The sequence below is a fragment of the Mucilaginibacter sp. P5_A6 genome (assembly GCF_056400585.1).
In genome coordinates, this window is sequence record NZ_JBFUKZ010000013.1 from 1 (window position 1) to 17,299 (window position 17,299).

Consider the following 17,299-nt stretch of genomic DNA (forward strand, 5'->3'; position numbering starts at 1 on the left):
AGGTGAAAAGGTGAAAGGTGAAAGGTGAAAGGTGAAAGGTGAAAGGTGAAAGGTGAAAGGTGAAAGGTGAAAGGTGAAAGGTGAAAGGTGAAAGGTGAAAGGTGAAAGGTGAAAGGTGAAAGGTGAAAGGTGAAAGGTGAAAGGTGAAAGGTGAAAGGTGAAAGGTGAAAGGGCATTATGTTAAGTTGGCTTTCCAATCCAAGTGACTGGTGAAGTTTAAGGAAAGCCTTTTACCCTTAACCTTTCGCCTTACCTATACAAACTCTTGCTCTCAATAAATTTCAAAACCGGGTCTGGTACAAAATATTGAACGTTCTTTTTTTCGGCGATGGATTTGCGAATGAAGGTAGCGGATAACTCCATGAGCGGGGTCATGGTTATGGTTACGGATGGGTGATTGGCCAGCTCGGCGTTTTCATAACCGGGACGGGGGTAAACAAAGATGCGGTAATCGCGCAGGATGAGCTTATAATTTTTCCACTTGTGCAGGGTGCCCAGGTTATCGGATCCCATGATGAGGGCAAACTCATGTTCAGGATATTTTTCTTTCAGGTGGGTTAGCGTATCAATTGTATATGATGGCTGCGGTAGTCTCAATTCTACATCGCTTACAGTAATATTGGTAGCATTATCAGTAGCCAGGCGTGCCATCTCAAGCCTGTCGTAAGTGTTAATCAGGTCGCCATATTTTTTTAGCGGGTTTTGCGGCGATACCACAAGCCAAACCTTGTCTAAGGTTGTATGGTTGGCCATGTAATTAGCAATGATAAGATGCCCTATATGTATGGGATTAAATGAACCGAACAGTAAGCCTATCTTCATTTCAGTTTGCCCCCTACCCCCTAAAGGGGAATGAATAAATTATAATTTTTATGACTATGTAAACCCTGACTAAATAAACTTTAGTACTCCCCTTTAGGGGGTTGGGGGGCTAATAAAATCCTTAACTAACATCTCAGCTTCTTTACAAGCCGTTTCAAGATCGTAATTTTTGAGGATAATATCAAATAGGGGGGCGTATTTTAGTTCTTTTTCGGCTTTTGCAAAACGTTCTCGCAGTTTTTCTTCACTATCGGTGCCACGACTCGTTAATCGCTCTATCAAAACCTCTAATGATGGGGGTTGCACAAATATGGCAAGTGCCTGCCCGTCATATTTACGTTTAAGGTGAAGGCCGCCTTCAACGTCTATATCAAAAATAACAGTTTTGCCCTTTGCCCAGATGCGTTCAATTTCGGCACGCAGGGTGCCATAAAACGTGGCTGTGTAAACTTCTTCAAATTCCACAAATTGCTTTTTGGCAATACGGTGTGTAAACTCTGCCAGGCTAATAAAGTAATAATCTTTACCGTCTTCTTCATCGCCGCGCGCCTGGCGTGTAGTTGCCGAAATAGAAAACTCCAGTTGGGGAATTATACTGAGCAAATGATGTACTATAGTAGTTTTACCTGCACCGGATGGGGCCGAAAATATGATGAGTTTACCTTCTTGGGTCATTAGTTTATTAGTTCATTAGTTCATTGGTGTTTGGCGGTGCACAGTCACCAGCTTGCTACTAATGAACTAATGAACCAGTGAACCAATAAACTATAATACGTTTAACAGTTGTTCTTTAATCTTTTCCAATTCTTCTTTCATGCCTACAACCAGTTTCTGGATATTGGCATCATTGGCTTTTGAGCCAAGTGTATTAATCTCTCTACCTATTTCCTGAGAGATGAAACCCAGCTTTTTGCCATTGGCATCGGCGTTTTTAAGTGTTTCGATAAAGTATTCGCAATGGGTTTTAAGCCTTATTTTTTCTTCGGTAATATCCAGCTTATCAATGTAATAGATCAGTTCCTGCTCAAAACGGTTTTGGTCAATCGCTTCGCGGCTGGCAGCTTCGGCTAAAAATGTGTTCAGCCTTTCGCGGATCAACGGGATACGTTTTGGGTCTTCTAACTCAACAAGCTCCAGGTTTTTAAGAATGATATTGATACGGTACTTTACATCATTCTCCAATACATTTCCCTCATCGGCCCTAAATTGCTGGAAAGCAGCCAGGGCCTGCTGAAATGTTTTTTCTACCAGTTTCCATTCATCTTCTGATACTGTTTCTTCATCATATTTTACAACTTCGGGCAGGCCCAAAGCAAGCTGTAACAGATTTGAAGTTGGCTCGTTAAGTTCCTGGCTTACATCTTTAAGCTGCTGATAATAGTGTTTTAACAAAACCTTATCAATACCGGCTGCTTTAACAGAAGCATTTACCTGCTCAACATTAATAGATAGGTTTACTTTGCCGCGCTCTATCATTTTGCTGCAATCATTACGCAGCTGAAATTCTTTTTCTGAAAATATTTTGGGCAAACGGAGTGAAAGTTCAAGAAACTTGCTATTCAGGGATTTGATCTCAACGGTATATTTTGTATTACCCGAATCAAAACTGGCAATTCCATACCCTGTCATGGATTTTATCATGCGCAAAGATAGGGTTTTAGTCGGAAAGTTGGAAAGTGGAAATCGTGGGAGTATTTTAAATCCAGGCTATAAGCTGGGATTTTTAATAGGCAATTTTCGAGAGAAGGGCATGCTTATGGCGAACTCATCCACGCCGAACCACAACGGCTGACTATGGAAAAGGTTTCCTGGCGCCAAGTAAAGAGGATTTTAACAAGCCGCCCCGTGTGTAAAAGTTATCAAACAAAAATAATCGGCAAGGACCGGCAAAGGGCCCCTAAAGACAAAAAGCGAAATGATATAATTTCGCTGCCCCCAAGGCCTATGTGGCATGTAACAGATAGTAGCCATTAGTTAGTGCACAAATTATAAAAAGTCGTTTCGGGCACCAAAGCGTTTGCTGAAGTTGAAATTAGGTTGACTTTTCAAAGATCTAAATAAGACGAAGTTATGTCAAAAATTGGCATAATGCGATGAAAAATCACCGTTGTGGCCTTGTAATTCACAAAAAATTCACAATAGCTTATTCTCTATTTGATTTTTTAAAAACATTAATTATGTTTGTGTGCGAACACGCAAATATATAAACTATTAAAGCACTTAAAACCGAATTACATTTGGCCTTAGGTCAGTAACGCGGGCTAATGTATTGCAACTACTTAAACGTGGCTGTACTGTGTTATTTCGATCTAATCATAGGTAATTTACAGCCTGCAGGGCACATTTGTACGTGATAGCAAGCCTGATAACGGTGCAGCAGTCGATTCAAACGGATTTTGAACGCTTATTTTATATTAAATAAGCGGCTTGGGAAGCTAATTTTTTTACTTTTTTGTGTGTGCGGACACATTTAATACTTTGGCATACTCCGCTAAAAAGCTTGGTATAAGCAGGGCCTTTAAATTATAAAACAATAAAAACAATCAACTATAAAACTATTTTTTATGAGAAAATTCTACGATGCATGCAGACGCCTTTGGGTGTTAAAAATTCCTAACTGTACATTGACGGCCATTGGTGCGCTGTTTTTTGTTTTTGTAGGATTAGGATCTGTTAACCGTGCGGCCGCGCAAACTAAGGTAACCGTTATTGGTACCGTTGTTGATTCATTAGGCGTGCCTGTTATTGGCGCCAACATAGCGCCGGTTAACACAAAAGGTAACAGCACAGTAACAGATGGCAATGGTAAATTCTTGCTTGATGCGGCAGCAGGTACAATTTTAAAGATCAGCTATGTGGGTTTTGTAAGTAAGCAGGTCACGGTATCAGCTAATCAAAAGGTAATCAGAATAGTATTATCTGAAACTAAAAGCCAGTTTGATGATGTGGTTGTAACCGCTTATAACCGCAAGCAAACACGCGAAGCGGTTGTAGGTTCTGTTACTACAGTTAAACCGGGCAATTTAAAAATACCGGCAAGTAACCTTACCAATGCGCTGGCGGGGCAGGTAGCGGGGGTTATCGCTTATACACCGAGCGGGCAGCCGGGGCAGGATAACGCCCAGTTCTTTATAAGAGGGGTAACAACCTTTGGCTATAAACAAGATCCACTTATCCTGATAGATAATGTTGAGCTTACATCAAATGATCTGGCAAGGTTAAATGTCGACGATATTGAAAGCTTCTCGGTATTGAAAGACGCCAGTGCTACCGCTTTATACGGCGCACGCGGTGGTAATGGCGTAATTTTAGTTAAAACAAAAGAAGGTAAAGCCGGAAAGGCACAAATTAATTTCAGGCTCGAAAACTCCGCCTCACAATCTGTAAAAACGCTTGAACTTGCAGACCCGATTACCTATATGCGGCTTTATAACGAGGCCACCCAAACCCGCGATCCGTTAAGCCCGCTGCTGTATAGTGAAAATAAAATCATTAATACCCAGGCCACTATTAACCATACGCCAGGCAGCAACCAATATGTATACCCCGCAGTAAACTGGGTGGATATGCTGTTTAAAAAACGTGCCAGTACCCAACGCGGGAATTTAAGTATCCAGGGCGGGGGCGGTGTTGCCCGCTATTACGTGGCCGGATCATTTAGCAACGATGGCGGTATATTAAGAACCGACATCAGAAACAATAACAACAACAACGTTAACTTTAAAAATTACCAGTTACGGTCAAACGTAAACATCAACGTTTCTGATAAAACGGAACTCATCGTTCGTTTATCAGGTACATTTAATGATTACAACGGCCCCTTAACCAGCGATGGTAGTTTACAAACGCAGCTTTTTAACCTGGCATCACATACAAGTCCTGTTGATTTTCCGGCATATTATCCGCCCGACTCTGCCAATGTACATACCCAGCATATTTTATTCGGCAATGTAGCATCTGCATCAAACGGGGACGGCGCCAGCAAGTATCTTAACCCTTATGCAGAGCTGCTTAAAGGGCACCAAAGGTATTCGGAGTCAAGAATGCTGGCGCAGCTGGAGCTAAATCAAAACCTGGATTTTGTTACCCAGGGTTTAAACTTTCACGCCATTATGAGTACCAACAGGTATGCCTACTTCAGGTCGTACCTAAACTACGCTCCCTTTTATTATACAGCAACAAATTACGATAAAACAAGTAACACCTATCAGCTGCAATGGATCAATAACTTGCCTACCGGTAATAATGTTGCGCGCGAATATCTTGCCTATTCGCCACTCGAAAGTTTGAATTCCAGCTTTATGTACCTACAGGGCGTGCTTGATTATTCGCATACATTTGCCAAAAACCACAATGTAAGCGCCGCTTTAATAGGCACCGAGCAACAAACAATTAATGGCAATGCCAGCAGTTCAACGTTGCTTACTTCTTTGCCTTTCCGCAACCAAACGCTGGCAGGCAGGGCAACCTATTCATTCAAAAGCAGGTACTTTCTTGAATTTAACTTTGGCTACAACGGATCGGAGCGTTTTTCTGAAAACCACCGGTTTGGATTTTTCCCAACTGTTGGCGGTTCATGGATCGTTTCTGACGAAAAATTCTGGGGCGACTTATACAATGTTGTCGACCGCTTTAAATTGCGTGCAAGCTATGGTTTAGTAGGTAATGATGCAATAAGCAACAGGCGCTTCTTTTATTTATCCGATGTAAATTTAAACGGTGGTAACCCAGGCTCTTTTGGTTTAACCAATAGCTATTATCGTCCTGGTGTAAGCATTAACAATTACGAGAATGATGATGTAACCTGGGAAACATCAAAGCAAATAAACCTGGGTGTGGAGTTTACACTGCTCAAAAAAATTAATGTTATTACCGAGGTTTATAAAAACAACAAAGACAATATTCTGCAAAACCGCGCCTCAATTCCGGCAACAATGGGGCTTGAAGCCGGCATAGCAGCTAATATAGGTAAGGTAGAGTCAAAAGGGATTGATATTTCATTAGATGGAAAACAATATCTCGGAAAAGATTTGTCTATACAGATGAGAGGGAACTTTACTTATTCTGCCAACAGGTATACACAATTTGAGCAGCCCGATTATAAAGAAGCATACAGGTTTGAAGTTGGCCAACCGGTTAACCGCTATTATGGCCTTGTTGCCGAAAGGTTGTTTGTTGATGACAAAGAGGCCGCAAATTCTCCTTCACAGCTTTTTGCCTCTGGCGGAGTGCAGCCTAAGGGCGGGGATATTAAATACCGCGACCTGAACCGTGATGGAAAAATTGACTATGCCGACGTAGCGTTTATCGGCAACCCGGTAATACCACAAATTGTATACGGGTTTGGTTTATCGGCTACCTATAAAAACTTTGATCTTTCGGGATTTTTCCAGGGGCAGGCTAAAGTATCTTTTTTTATTAACCCGGCTACAACATCACCCTTTGTAAAAAGCCCCGAAACACAATACACCGGGAATACCCAACTGCTTAAAGCCTATGCAGACGATCACTGGTCTGAGGACAATCAAAACCTTTATGCTTTATATCCAAGGCTTGGGGCCGATGCCAACTCCATCCAAAACAACCTGCAAACCAGCACCTGGTGGATGCGCGACGGCAGTTTCCTGCGACTTAAATCGGTTGAGTTTGGCTACACCATGCCCAAACGGATAGCAAAAGCGTTGCGTGTTAAAAATGCCAGGATATATTTCAATGGATTGAACCTGTTAACCTGGAGCCCATTCAAATTATGGGATCCTGAGCTTGGCGGCAATGGCTTTGCCTACCCTATACAAAAGGTTTTTAACCTTGGGATAAACGTCAATTTATAACATTAACTGAATATACTTCAAATATGAGATCATATTATAAATATCTGTTCATGGCAATTTTAGCAATATCTTGCGTGTCATGTAAAAAGTACCTTGATGTTACGCCTGATAACGTTGGTACCATAGATTACGCTTTCAGGAATCGTAATGAGGCCGAAAACTATCTGTTTACCTGTTACTCCACATTACAAAATATGGTATACCCTCAAAACAATCCGGGTTTTACCACTTCTTCAGAAATTATTTTCCCCAACGATCTTTCAGATTATTATGGCATCGACCCTGTAGGTTTTAACCTGATAAGAGGATCGCAGAGCAGTCAAAATGTAGGTCTCAATTACTGGAATGGTTATAATGGCGGCCAGCCAATGTTTGTAGCATTAAGAAGGTGTAACATTATGCTGGAGAATATTGACAAGCCGGTTGATTTAACAGCAGGTGAAAAGAAGAGATGGATAGCCGAAATAAAATTTTTAAAAGCCTATTATCACTTTGTTTTATTCAGGTTATACGGTGCCGTACCTATAATAGATGTAAACCTGCCGATAAACAGTTCGGCAGAAGAGGTAAAAGTTAAACGGGCCCCTGCTGACTCGGTGGTGAACTATATGGTAAGATTACTTGACCAGGCTGCACCGGATTTGCCGGTGATAATACAAAACCAGGAAAAAGAACTGGGGCGTATTACCCAGCCAATAGCGCTTGCCGTAAAGGCGCAGATACTTACCACCGCCGCAAGCCCGCTGTTTAACGGCAACCCCGACTATGTGAACATAAAAAATAAAGATGGCCAAAAGCTTTTTTCCGCTTCATATGATGCTGCCAAGTGGGATAAAGCCGCAGCCGCAACGCTTGCCGCTATTACGGCTTGCGAAGCAAATGGTAGCGCTTTGCATAAGTTTATACCGCCTGCCAATGTAGGCACACTGTCCGATTCGTTAAAAACAGTGCTCGACCTGCAAACTACTATCACCGAAAAATGGGACCTGAATACAGAGGTGATCTGGGCGTTGAACCCGTATTTTCCGAGCCAAACCTATTGCTTTCCACGGTTAACGGCTAAAGCCGCCGCCAGCCCTGACCTGCCGGGAACATTCGCGGTGCCTATTTCTGAACAGGAGTTGTTTTACACCAATAAAGGTATCCCTATAAATGAAGATAATACCTGGGATTATGCCAATCGTTATGAGTTAAGGACCGGCGATGACGCCAACAGGTTTTATATAGGTAACGGGTACGAAACAGTTAAAGCACACTTTAATCGCGAGCCCAGGTTTTATTCGTCAATAGGTTTTGATGGCGGTATTTGGTTTGGCAATGGCCAGGTAAATCAGGAAAGCCTGTACTATATCCAGGATCGTGGCAGCAGTTCGTTTGCAGGGCCAACCGATAATATCAGGATAAATATAACCGGTTACTTCCCCAAAAAACTGGTGAATTATTTATCTGTTTATGACGAAGGCTACAACATGGTTAATTACAGGATGCCATTGATCAGGTTGGCGGGCCTATACCTGCAATATGCCGAGGTTTTAAACGAACAGGGCAAATCGTACACACAAGTTGTTCCATATCTTGATAAGGTTAGGGCCAGGGCAGGTTTGCCGGGCGTTGTTGAGGCCTGGAGCAAGTATTCAAAAAATCCTTCAAAATTTACTACCCAGGACGGTTTAAGGCAAATTATACACCAGGAAACAAGGATAGAACTGGCATTTGAATGTGAACCGGGCTGGGACCTGCGCCGCTGGAAAGAACTGCAAAGCATATTAAGTAAACCGCTGCAGGGGTGGAACATATTTGAATCGTCGTCAATAAACTATTACCGCCCAAGAAACCTGGTTATCCCTGTTTTCAATGTCAGGAATTATTTGTGGCCAATTGCCGGCGACGACTTAATCGTCAACAGTAATCTTGTTCAAAATTTAAACTGGTAATTACAAAAATATAACGATCATATAATTAAACAATATGAAAAATATTAAAAATCGTTCATTCCTGCTTCTCATAGGTATGGTAATGATAAGCATAATTTCGTGTAAAAGGAGCGATGGTGACCGGGTGCCGGTTTCTACTGATAAAACGAAGCCGGGTGTAATCACCAATTTAAAAGTTGATAATTACAATGGTGGTGCATACATCACATATACTTTGCCTAAATCAGAAAACATACTTTACGTGCTGGCTAAGTATCAGATCAGGAATGGGGTATCAAGAGAAACAAAATCATCGTATTATTCCGATACAGTTACTGTAGAGGGCTTTGCCAAAGAGGCAGATTATGAGGTTACTTTATATACGGTAAGCCGGGCAAATGTTTCGTCAGACCCGGTGAAGGTTACTGTTCATCCCAAAATTCCGCCCTACATATCAATTAAGGCCGCTACCACCATTGGCGCCGACTTTGGGGGGGTTAACGTTAAGGCCTTAAATCCCTTAAAAAAGGACATAGGAATAATAGTTACCGCTTATGACAAATCTACCAATTCAATGGAGATTCAGGACCAGCACTATACCAGGTCTGATACCATTAACTATTCCGTAAGGGGGTTCAGTACCGATCCCCGTAATTTCGGAGTTTACATTACTGATAAATACGGTAATATATCAGATACCATTAAGCAAAGTATTAGCCCCTTGTTTGAGGCGTTGTTAGACAAAAGCAAGTTCAGCCCATATAATTTATCATCAGATACCCCTATTGGTTATGGCTGGGCGCTTCCAAACCTATGGAATGGCGTTACTGATGGCAGCGCAGCCGGCTGGCATACCGAACCGGGCCATAATCCGCCCTTTATATGTACGTTTAATGTTGGGGTTTCCTATAAGTTAAGCCGTTTTATTTTATGGGAAAGACCGGATGCCGGATCTGATCTGTATGCTTTTGGCCATGGTAACCCCAAAATATTTACTTTGTGGGGTTCAAATGTGGCGCAGCCAAAAGATGCACAGCTTCCTCTTTCATCAGCGGTTGGTACCGTTGTAGGCGATTGGATTAACATCGGAAACTTTACCTATCCTAACCCTCCTTCGGGTTTGCCCCCACAGGCCCACAACGCTGCTGATAATGCATTTGTAATGGAAGGTGTAAATTTTAACATTTCGCTGGCCGCGCCCCCGGTTCATTTTATACGCCTGGCTGTAGGGCTTACCTGGTCGGGCGGTAACATTGCCCACGCAATGGAAATTTCACTTTACGGAAACCAGCAATAGCTATTTAATTATTGAAAATAGAAAACATGAAAAAGCTTATACATATATTATTGGGCTGTTTACTGGTAGCCGGATTTGGATGCCGGAAAAGTAATTACGCCACCGATTACAAGGATTTTTACGATGGTCACGAAATTGTATACACCGGCGCCGTTGGATTTGCCATTGTGCAGCCGGGTAACTTAGAACTGGGACTTAAATGGAAAGCCAGCCCCGACCCGAGCATAACCAGGTACGTGGTTTATTATAACAGCGGGGCCGACTCGCAGGTTGTAAACATTACCGGCAAGCAGGATACCATCAGGACCGTTATTAAAAACTTAGCTGAATATACCTACTCGTTTACCATTTACTCGTATGATGCCCGGGGTAATAAGTCCATCCCCTATGAGGTTAATAACGCTAAGGTTTATGGGCCGCTTTATGCAGCAACACTGTTAAACAGGGGGTATGATGCTGTAACCCCTTATGTGCTAAATGATAATGGATCCTTAACCCTAAACTTTATTACGCCCGATACCATCAACATTAAAACAGTAATTAACTACACAAACGGCGCAGGGCTTGCCGCCGCCGCCGTGCTTAAGCCAGATCAAAGCGCCATAACCCTGCCCAGCTACAAAGCCGGAACGGAGATTAACTACAAATCATATTACATTCCCCAGCGTACTTCGATAGATACATTCGCTGTAGCGCAGTTTGATGTTTTTCCGAAAATATACACTTATGTGGAGTGCGATAAATCGTTATTTAAAGATGACGCTTCGCTGCCAAATGATGTTTATGCCGCTTATGGCACCAGTTTAAGTAAACTATGGGACGGAAGCGTAGGGCCACAGGCATATCCAAATATTTTCCATACCGATGAAGACCACGGCATACCCCATACATTTACTTTTGACATGGGGAAAGTATATAACAACCTGGCGAGAGTGGAAGAAACCGGGCGCGCCGGATACCATAACCCGGCAGATTTTGAGGTGTGGGGCATTGCTGATATTGCAAACGCCGCTACAACTTTGCAGGCAAATAATTCGGGATGGAAAGCAGAAATGATTTCAAAAGGGTGGACTTTGCTTAAAGAATGCGTGCGTAGCGATGACGGAAATAATCCGGTTCGGTTTGATTTGAACAGTAATCCGCCAGCTGTGCGCTATATACGGATAAGGGTTGTTAAAACTGTTGATTTTGCCGATAACCCACAGGGTAGTAACTGGAGCGAGCTAACTTTTTGGAATAAACAATAAAAGCATACCGGGCAAAATGACTTCGCTTTTATTTTAGTGGAGCATTTGGCCTGGTCTCTTTCACATTTTGCTAATCATATCTGCTTCATGAAATACAATTTAAACGCGCGACAGCCGGTAAAGGCAGTCTTAGTTATTGCTATGCTATTACTGGGCCTCAACGTTACAGCTCAGCAAAAAAAACAAACGGATTATAATCAGCTGCCGGTGAAGGCGCTGCTTTTAACAGTGCCTGACGCTAAGGATGTACCTATGTTTTGTGATTTTATCCGCGACGCGCTGCCTAAGGAAGGCGTTAATACGCTGGTATTACGAATAAGGTATAAATATAAATTTAAAAGCCATCCGGAGCTTGCAGATCAGGGTGCATTATCTGAGCCGGAGCTAAAAGCTATTGTAAAGGCTTGCCGGGATGTGGGCATACGCTTTATTCCTAAAATGAACCTGCTTGGCCACCAGTCCGAGGATGAAAAAATTCTTCCATTGCTTGCTGCATATCCCCAGTTTGATGAGTCCCCGCAGCTAAATCCGCCCCATCCCTGGAAACCCGTTTATACCATGTATGATTTTTATACCAAAAGTGTGTGCCCAAATCATCCCGACCTGTTAAAGGTAGTATTTTCTTTAATGGACGAACTCATAGATGTGTGTGGGGCCGATTCTTTTCATGTGGGCCTTGATGAAGTATGGATAATAGGCGATGACAGGTGCCCCCGGTGTGCCGGACTTGATAAAGCGGAGATTTTTGCCGCCTATGTAAACAAATTACACGATCACCTGAAAAGCAGGGGCTGCCAGATGTGGATGTGGAGCGACAGGTTAATAGACGGAAAGACCACCGGTTTACTTGCCTGGCAGGCAAGCATGAACAATACCTTCAGGGCCATTGATCTGATTGCTAAGGATATTATGATCTGCGATTGGAAATATGAAGACGCCCCGCCAACCCCTGCTTATTTTTCTATTAAGGGGTTTAATGTTTTGCCATCCTCATGCAATAAGCCAGAGGTGGCCATAGCCCAGCTTAACCAGGTATTGGATATACGCAAAAATGGCTCACGTGCCGAATATTCGCATGTACTGTCAAACAGGATGCAGGGTATGTTCCATACCATGTGGGGAAACTCCAGGGATTTTATACAGGCTTATTACGGGAAAGATAAAGACAGGGACGGAAGTGTAACAACATTCAAAACGCTTTTTAAAGAAATAAGGACGCGGGATAACAATACCGGCTTAAACAATAATTAAATACTTTTTATCATATCGCTTTTTATCTAACTAGGCAATTAATCAGTTTAATAAACGAACTAAAAACTAAAATTCATGCTCAGGAAACCACATGCGCGTAAAGTGCAATTAATGTTATTAAGTTTACTCTTAACGGCTTCTGTTACCTACGGACAGAAGTCAATAAGTAATGAAACGCCAGCTCATAAAACGAAAAGAATGGAATGGTGGACGGATGCCCGTTTTGGGATGTTTATTCACTGGGGCTTGTATGCTTTACCTTCAAGGCACGAATGGATGAAAAGCAACGAACATTTGACCAATGAGCAATATCAAAAATACTTTGATGCTTTTAATCCCGATCAGTTTAATCCGAAAGCCTGGGCCAGGCAAGCTAAAGCCGCCGGTATGAAATATGTCGTGCTAACAACCAAGCATCACGAGGGCTTTTGCTTGTTTGATAGTAAATATACCGATTATAAAGCCACCAATACCGCCGCAAAACGCGACCTGGTAAAGGAATATGTGGACGCTTTCAGAGCGGAGGGGTTAAAAGTTGGATTTTACTATTCACTGCTTGATTGGCATAGCCCCGACTATGCAATTGATAACTGGCACCCCCTTAAGCCGGCAACAGGCGGCGATACCGCTTTTAACAGGCTGAATAAAAACCGTGATATGGCAAATTACAGGCAGTATTTACGCAACCAGGTTACCGAGCTGCTTACCAACTATGGTAAAATAGATATATTATGGTTTGATTTCTCCGACGGGACAAAGGAAGTTCATGGCAAGAGCAAAGATGATTGGGGATCTGTTGAATTGCTTAAACTGGTCAAAAAGCTGCAACCCGGTATTTTAATTAACAACCGTTTAGGATTGGACGAGTACAAAGACGGAGCAGATTTTGTAACGCCGGAGCAGGTAAGTGCAAGCGAATTAGTGAAGTACAAAAATCAGTTATGGGAAACCTGTCAAACATTCTCAGGTTCATGGGGATATTTCAGGGACGAGAATACCTGGAAAACAAACCGGCAGCTGCTTGATCTATTAATTACATCGGTAAGCAATGGTGGTAATCTTATTTTAAATGTAGGGCCAACAGCCCGTGGTGAATTTGATTACCGGGCTACTAAAGCCCTGGATAGTTTAGCCCTGTGGATGCATGCAAACAATAAGGCTATTTATGGTTGCACATCTGCACCCGAGGTGTTCAAAGTTCCGGCGGATACCAAACTCACTTACAATGCGGCTGCAAAAAAGCTATATGTACATTTATATAAATATCCGTCAGATGGTTTTTTATCCCTGCCCGGTTATAAGGACAAAGTGAAATACGCGCAGTTTTTGCATGATAATTCCGAACTGATATGCAGACAATCGGGCAGTAACCCCAACGACCTGGAACTAAAGGTTCCGGCAAAAAAACCTTTAATGGAAATACCGGTGATAGAACTGTTTCTTGAGTAAACTTTGTTGAAAGAGACCTCAATCAACGCTAAATGTTACTAATGATTGTAACCGGACATGAAGGTAAAAGCTTCCGCGATGAATAGGTAAAATTCATTATCGGGTATTATCTTCTTTATTCCCGCCCTTGCAGGTGTATCATCACAGGCTAAGTTTAACAAAACCACAAGGCCAGGCCCTGCGCCGGGCTTGTGGTTTTACAGCAGGGTAACCAAAACTTTCGCTGTTCAAAAGCGCCCGGCTCCGAATTATTAAGTATATTGCAGGAAGCAGAGCGGCCGCTGACAGCGGGCACTACGCTTAATCGAAGCATCAATGTAATAATTCCTTTTGGCGTCCGCAGCCTTCGGCTGTTCTAAGGTCGGCTACATCTGACTACTACTACCTTTAACACTTTTTCACATTTAGTTTAAAATACTCTGGCTATCTTTGCGTTTACAATAGTATTAATGCGTATTCGTTTTTCCCTGCAGTTACTCGTTTGCTTTTGCTTTGTTTTAAATGCATCAGCCCAGGAATTTACCCTTAAGGGTGTTACCTCTAAAAAGAACACACCCGAACGTGTGGGCCAGGTAATGATCAAAAATTTAAAAACCAATGCTTTGATCATGAGCGATGATCTGGGTTGGTTCACGATAAAGGCGTCGGCAGGGGATACACTGCTTTTTTCGAAAGAAAAATATACTCCGCAAAAAATAGAGGTGTTGAATAACAGCGATATGCCGGTGTATATGCAACCCCAGATTGTTTTGAACGAGGTTAAAATTACCGGCCAAACCAAACGGCAGGAGGTGAATGAAATTATGAGCGATTATCGTAAACAGGGTACATTTTACAATGGCAAGCCCCCGGTAACTTCGTTTATAACCAATCCCTTGACAGGCATCTATGAACTTTTTGGCAAAACCCCTAACCGGGCAAAGCGTTTTGCCCAGTTTTCAAAAGGCGAAGTGGAACAGGCAGAAATTAACAGGCGATATAATGTTGCTTTTGTAAGGCAAATTACCAAATTGCAATCGGATACACTGGCGCAGCGGTTCATGAATTATTATACGCCAACATTTGATGACCTGAAGGGCTGGAATGATTACGACCTGATAAAACACACCCAGAAATCATTTGAATACTACAATAATAGTAGCGAGAAAGATAAATTGGAGCTGCTTAATTCGCCAACATTCATCAAGCCCGATTCAACAAAGCTGTCCGCACCAGGGAAACATTAACAAATAGGTTGTTTTTAGATACTCAAGGCTTCGCAGGCTTTTTCGGCCGCGAGTTTTTCGGCATTCTTTTTACTAAATTCTTTGCCAGATCCCATTACATCGCCATCAACCAGCGCTTGCACTGTAAAAAGTTTGGCGTTTTCGCCTTCCTGATTGGTTACCAGTTCAAAAGTAATATCGCGGCCATGGCGCTGGCACCATTCGATTAATTTACTTTTAAAGTTAGTTTCGGTTTGCTCCAGCTTATGAATATCAATATGCGATTTGATGATGTGGTTTATCAGGAAGCGCTTGGTAAAATCATAGCCCTTATCCAAATAAACAGCACCAATTAAGGCTTCAAAAGCATCACCAAGTAATGATCCCTGCCTGCTGGAGTTCAGCATGCGGTTATCATACTCTATTAGTTTATCAAAGCCCAGCTTGCGGCCAAGCTGGTTAAGGTTATTACGGCTCACAATTTTTGAGCGCAGCTCCGTTAAAAAGCCCTCATCTTCATAAGGGTAAAGTTTAAAAAGCACTTCTGCAACAACGCTGCCCAGCACTGCATCGCCCAAAAACTCCAGGCGCTCGTTACTGTTCTTTACACCCTTTTTTACGTTTTGAGCTACGGATTTATGCCGGAATGCCAAACGGTATAACGACAAATTGCCCGGCACAAAACCGAGCAAATTATTTAAAACCTTAACGTATTTTCTATTGGGCGATATATAAAGCTTGTAAAACCGACTTATAGGCATTAAACCACAATTAATCTTCGTATTTCTTAAATATAACAGAAGCATTATGGCCCCCGAAACCAAACCCATTGCTTTGAACTATATTAATTTCACGGTGTTGTGCTTTATTAAAGGTGAAATTAATTTTAGGATCAAAAGAAGGATCATCGGCAAAATGGTTAATAGTAGGGGGTATTATACCATTCTTTAAAGCCAGTATAGAGGCAATAGCTTCAACTGCACCGGCAGCGCCAAGTAAGTGGCCTGTCATTGATTTGGTTGAGCTGATATTTATACGATAAATATCATCGCCAAAAACATCTTGTATAGCCTTAATTTCCTGCGGATCGCCAATAGGTGTTGATGTTCCGTGAACATTTACATAGTCAATATCTGCAGGAGTAAGGTTAGCATCTTCCAGGGCTGCACGCATAACAAGCGCTGCGCCAAGCCCATCCGGATGTGGAGCAGTCATATGGTAGGCATCAGCACTCATGCCGCCGCCTATCATTTCGGCATAAATTTTAGCGCCACGGGCCTTTGCATGCTCCAGTTCTTCTAAAATTATGGTACCTGCGCCTTCGCCGGCTACAAAACCGTCTCTGTCCAGATCAAACGGACGCGATGCCGTTGCCGGATCGTCGTTACGGGTTGATAAGGCATGCATGGCGTTAAAGCCGCCGATACCTGCTTCGTTGATAATGGCTTCAGAACCTCCGCTTATAAACATATTAGCTTTACCCAAACGGATATAGTTGAATGAATCAATAAGCGAATTATTTGATGATGCACAGGCAGAAACAGTTGAAAAATTTGGCCCGCGCAATCCGTATTTGATAGAAATATGGCCAGGGGCAATATCAGCAATCATTTTAGGGATAAAGAAGGGGTTGAAACGTGGTGTTCCATCGCCTTTGGCAAAGTTTACAACTTCATCCAAAAACGTTTTTAAACCGCCAATACCTGATCCCCAGATAACCCCGATGCGGCTGGTATCTAATTTGCTAAAATCCAACCCGGCATCTTTTACAGCTTCTTCTGTTGAGAAAAGCGCGTATTGAACAAACGGATCTAATTTACGGGCATCTTTACGACCCAAAAAACCATCCGCATCAAAGCCCTTCACTTCGCATGCGAACTTAGTTTTGAAATGTGTGGTATCAAAACTTTTGATAAAGGCAGCGCCACTTACCCCATTGATCAAACCATTCCAATATTCAGAAACGGTATTACCAATTGGAGTAAGTGCTCCAAGCCCGGTTACTACAACTCTTTTGAACTCCATTTAATCCAGTTAGGGAGTCTTATTTAACGTTTTTTTCAAGGTAAGCAACAGCCTGACCTACAGTACCGATAGTTTCAGCCTGATCGTCAGGAATAGCCACGTTAAATTCTTTTTCAAACTCCATGATCAATTCCACGGTGTCTAACGAGTCGGCACCAAGGTCATTGGTGAAACTCGCTTCTGGTGTAACTTCACTTTCGTCAACACCCAGTTTTTCTACGATAATAGCTTTTACTCTTGAAGCGATATCAGACATAGT

General features: G+C 42.5%; 13 protein-coding genes. 7 read left to right on the forward strand and 6 right to left on the reverse strand.

Annotated features, from left to right (window positions below; translation table 11 throughout):
* Positions 1-249: 249 nt before the first annotated feature.
* The 3 genes from nadD to AC1DO4_RS14945 all read right to left on the reverse strand — a co-directional run bounded on the left by nadD (position 250) and on the right by AC1DO4_RS14945 (position 2,463).
* Positions 250-822, reverse strand: coding sequence for a nicotinate (nicotinamide) nucleotide adenylyltransferase (nadD, locus tag AC1DO4_RS14935; RefSeq protein ID WP_477417139.1), 573 nt, complete (start codon positions 820-822; stop codon positions 250-252).
* 93 nt (positions 823-915) lie between these two features.
* Positions 916-1,497 (reverse strand): guanylate kinase, encoded by a 582-nt coding sequence (gene gmk / locus AC1DO4_RS14940; protein ID WP_477417141.1) that lies wholly within the window; start codon positions 1,495-1,497, stop codon positions 916-918.
* Between the two features lie 90 nt (positions 1,498-1,587).
* A complete protein-coding gene (locus AC1DO4_RS14945; RefSeq protein WP_477417143.1) occupies positions 1,588-2,463 on the reverse strand; it encodes a YicC/YloC family endoribonuclease in 876 nt (291 codons plus the stop codon).
* Positions 2,464-3,386: 923 nt separating this feature from the next.
* On the opposite strand from AC1DO4_RS14945, the gene AC1DO4_RS14950 reads away from it, so the two are divergent.
* From AC1DO4_RS14950 to AC1DO4_RS14980, 7 genes are all read left to right on the forward strand, one after another.
* On the forward strand, positions 3,387-6,653 hold the full coding sequence (locus AC1DO4_RS14950; protein ID WP_477417145.1) for a SusC/RagA family TonB-linked outer membrane protein: 3,267 nt from the start codon (positions 3,387-3,389) through the stop codon (positions 6,651-6,653).
* Between the two features lie 50 nt (positions 6,654-6,703).
* Positions 6,704-8,587 (forward strand): RagB/SusD family nutrient uptake outer membrane protein, encoded by a 1,884-nt coding sequence (locus tag AC1DO4_RS14955; RefSeq protein WP_477417148.1) that lies wholly within the window; start codon positions 6,704-6,706, stop codon positions 8,585-8,587.
* Between the two features lie 34 nt (positions 8,588-8,621).
* Positions 8,622-9,863, forward strand: a complete 1,242-nt coding sequence (locus AC1DO4_RS14960) for a DUF4959 domain-containing protein (protein WP_477417150.1) — start codon at positions 8,622-8,624, stop codon at positions 9,861-9,863.
* A 26-nt stretch (positions 9,864-9,889) separates the two neighbouring features.
* Positions 9,890-11,110 (forward strand): DUF4998 domain-containing protein, encoded by a 1,221-nt coding sequence (locus AC1DO4_RS14965; protein ID WP_477417152.1) that lies wholly within the window; start codon positions 9,890-9,892, stop codon positions 11,108-11,110.
* Positions 11,111-11,197: 87 nt separating this feature from the next.
* Complete coding sequence (locus AC1DO4_RS14970; protein ID WP_477417154.1) at positions 11,198-12,361, forward strand: family 20 glycosylhydrolase; 1,164 nt, start codon at positions 11,198-11,200, stop codon at positions 12,359-12,361.
* 75 nt (positions 12,362-12,436) lie between these two features.
* Positions 12,437-13,810: an alpha-L-fucosidase gene (locus tag AC1DO4_RS14975; protein ID WP_477417156.1), complete on the forward strand. Its 1,374-nt coding sequence runs from the start codon at positions 12,437-12,439 to the stop codon at positions 13,808-13,810.
* Positions 13,811-14,259: 449 nt separating this feature from the next.
* Positions 14,260-15,036, forward strand: a complete 777-nt coding sequence (locus AC1DO4_RS14980) for a hypothetical protein (protein WP_477417158.1) — start codon at positions 14,260-14,262, stop codon at positions 15,034-15,036.
* A 14-nt stretch (positions 15,037-15,050) separates the two neighbouring features.
* Here the strand turns inward: AC1DO4_RS14980 and rnc are convergent, their stop codons facing one another.
* From rnc to AC1DO4_RS14995, 3 genes are read right to left on the reverse strand one after another with little or no spacing between them, the layout of a single operon-like run.
* On the reverse strand, positions 15,051-15,776 hold the full coding sequence (gene rnc, locus AC1DO4_RS14985) for a ribonuclease III (RefSeq protein WP_477401985.1): 726 nt from the start codon (positions 15,774-15,776) through the stop codon (positions 15,051-15,053).
* Between the two features lie 10 nt (positions 15,777-15,786).
* On the reverse strand, positions 15,787-17,040 hold the full coding sequence (gene fabF / locus AC1DO4_RS14990; protein WP_477401986.1) for a beta-ketoacyl-ACP synthase II: 1,254 nt from the start codon (positions 17,038-17,040) through the stop codon (positions 15,787-15,789).
* Positions 17,041-17,059: 19 nt separating this feature from the next.
* Complete coding sequence (locus AC1DO4_RS14995; RefSeq protein ID WP_031266521.1) at positions 17,060-17,296, reverse strand: acyl carrier protein; 237 nt, start codon at positions 17,294-17,296, stop codon at positions 17,060-17,062.
* Positions 17,297-17,299 lie beyond the last annotated feature (3 nt).

Coding starts and splice junctions, on each gene's coding strand:
- nadD (WP_477417139.1), bottom strand. CDS start 822: ATGAAGATAGGCTTACTGTTCGGTTCATTTAATCCCATACATATAGGG.
- gmk (WP_477417141.1), bottom strand. CDS start 1,497: ATGACCCAAGAAGGTAAACTCATCATATTTTCGGCCCCATCCGGTGCA.
- AC1DO4_RS14945 (WP_477417143.1), bottom strand. CDS start 2,463: ATGATAAAATCCATGACAGGGTATGGAATTGCCAGTTTTGATTCGGGT.
- AC1DO4_RS14950 (WP_477417145.1), top strand. CDS start 3,387: ATGAGAAAATTCTACGATGCATGCAGACGCCTTTGGGTGTTAAAAATT.
- AC1DO4_RS14955 (WP_477417148.1), top strand. CDS start 6,704: ATGGCAATTTTAGCAATATCTTGCGTGTCATGTAAAAAGTACCTTGAT.
- AC1DO4_RS14960 (WP_477417150.1), top strand. CDS start 8,622: ATGAAAAATATTAAAAATCGTTCATTCCTGCTTCTCATAGGTATGGTA.
- AC1DO4_RS14965 (WP_477417152.1), top strand. CDS start 9,890: ATGAAAAAGCTTATACATATATTATTGGGCTGTTTACTGGTAGCCGGA.
- AC1DO4_RS14970 (WP_477417154.1), top strand. CDS start 11,198: ATGAAATACAATTTAAACGCGCGACAGCCGGTAAAGGCAGTCTTAGTT.
- AC1DO4_RS14975 (WP_477417156.1), top strand. CDS start 12,437: ATGCTCAGGAAACCACATGCGCGTAAAGTGCAATTAATGTTATTAAGT.
- AC1DO4_RS14980 (WP_477417158.1), top strand. CDS start 14,260: ATGCGTATTCGTTTTTCCCTGCAGTTACTCGTTTGCTTTTGCTTTGTT.
- rnc (WP_477401985.1), bottom strand. CDS start 15,776: ATGCCTATAAGTCGGTTTTACAAGCTTTATATATCGCCCAATAGAAAA.
- fabF (WP_477401986.1), bottom strand. CDS start 17,040: ATGGAGTTCAAAAGAGTTGTAGTAACCGGGCTTGGAGCACTTACTCCA.
- AC1DO4_RS14995 (WP_031266521.1), bottom strand. CDS start 17,296: ATGTCTGATATCGCTTCAAGAGTAAAAGCTATTATCGTAGAAAAACTG.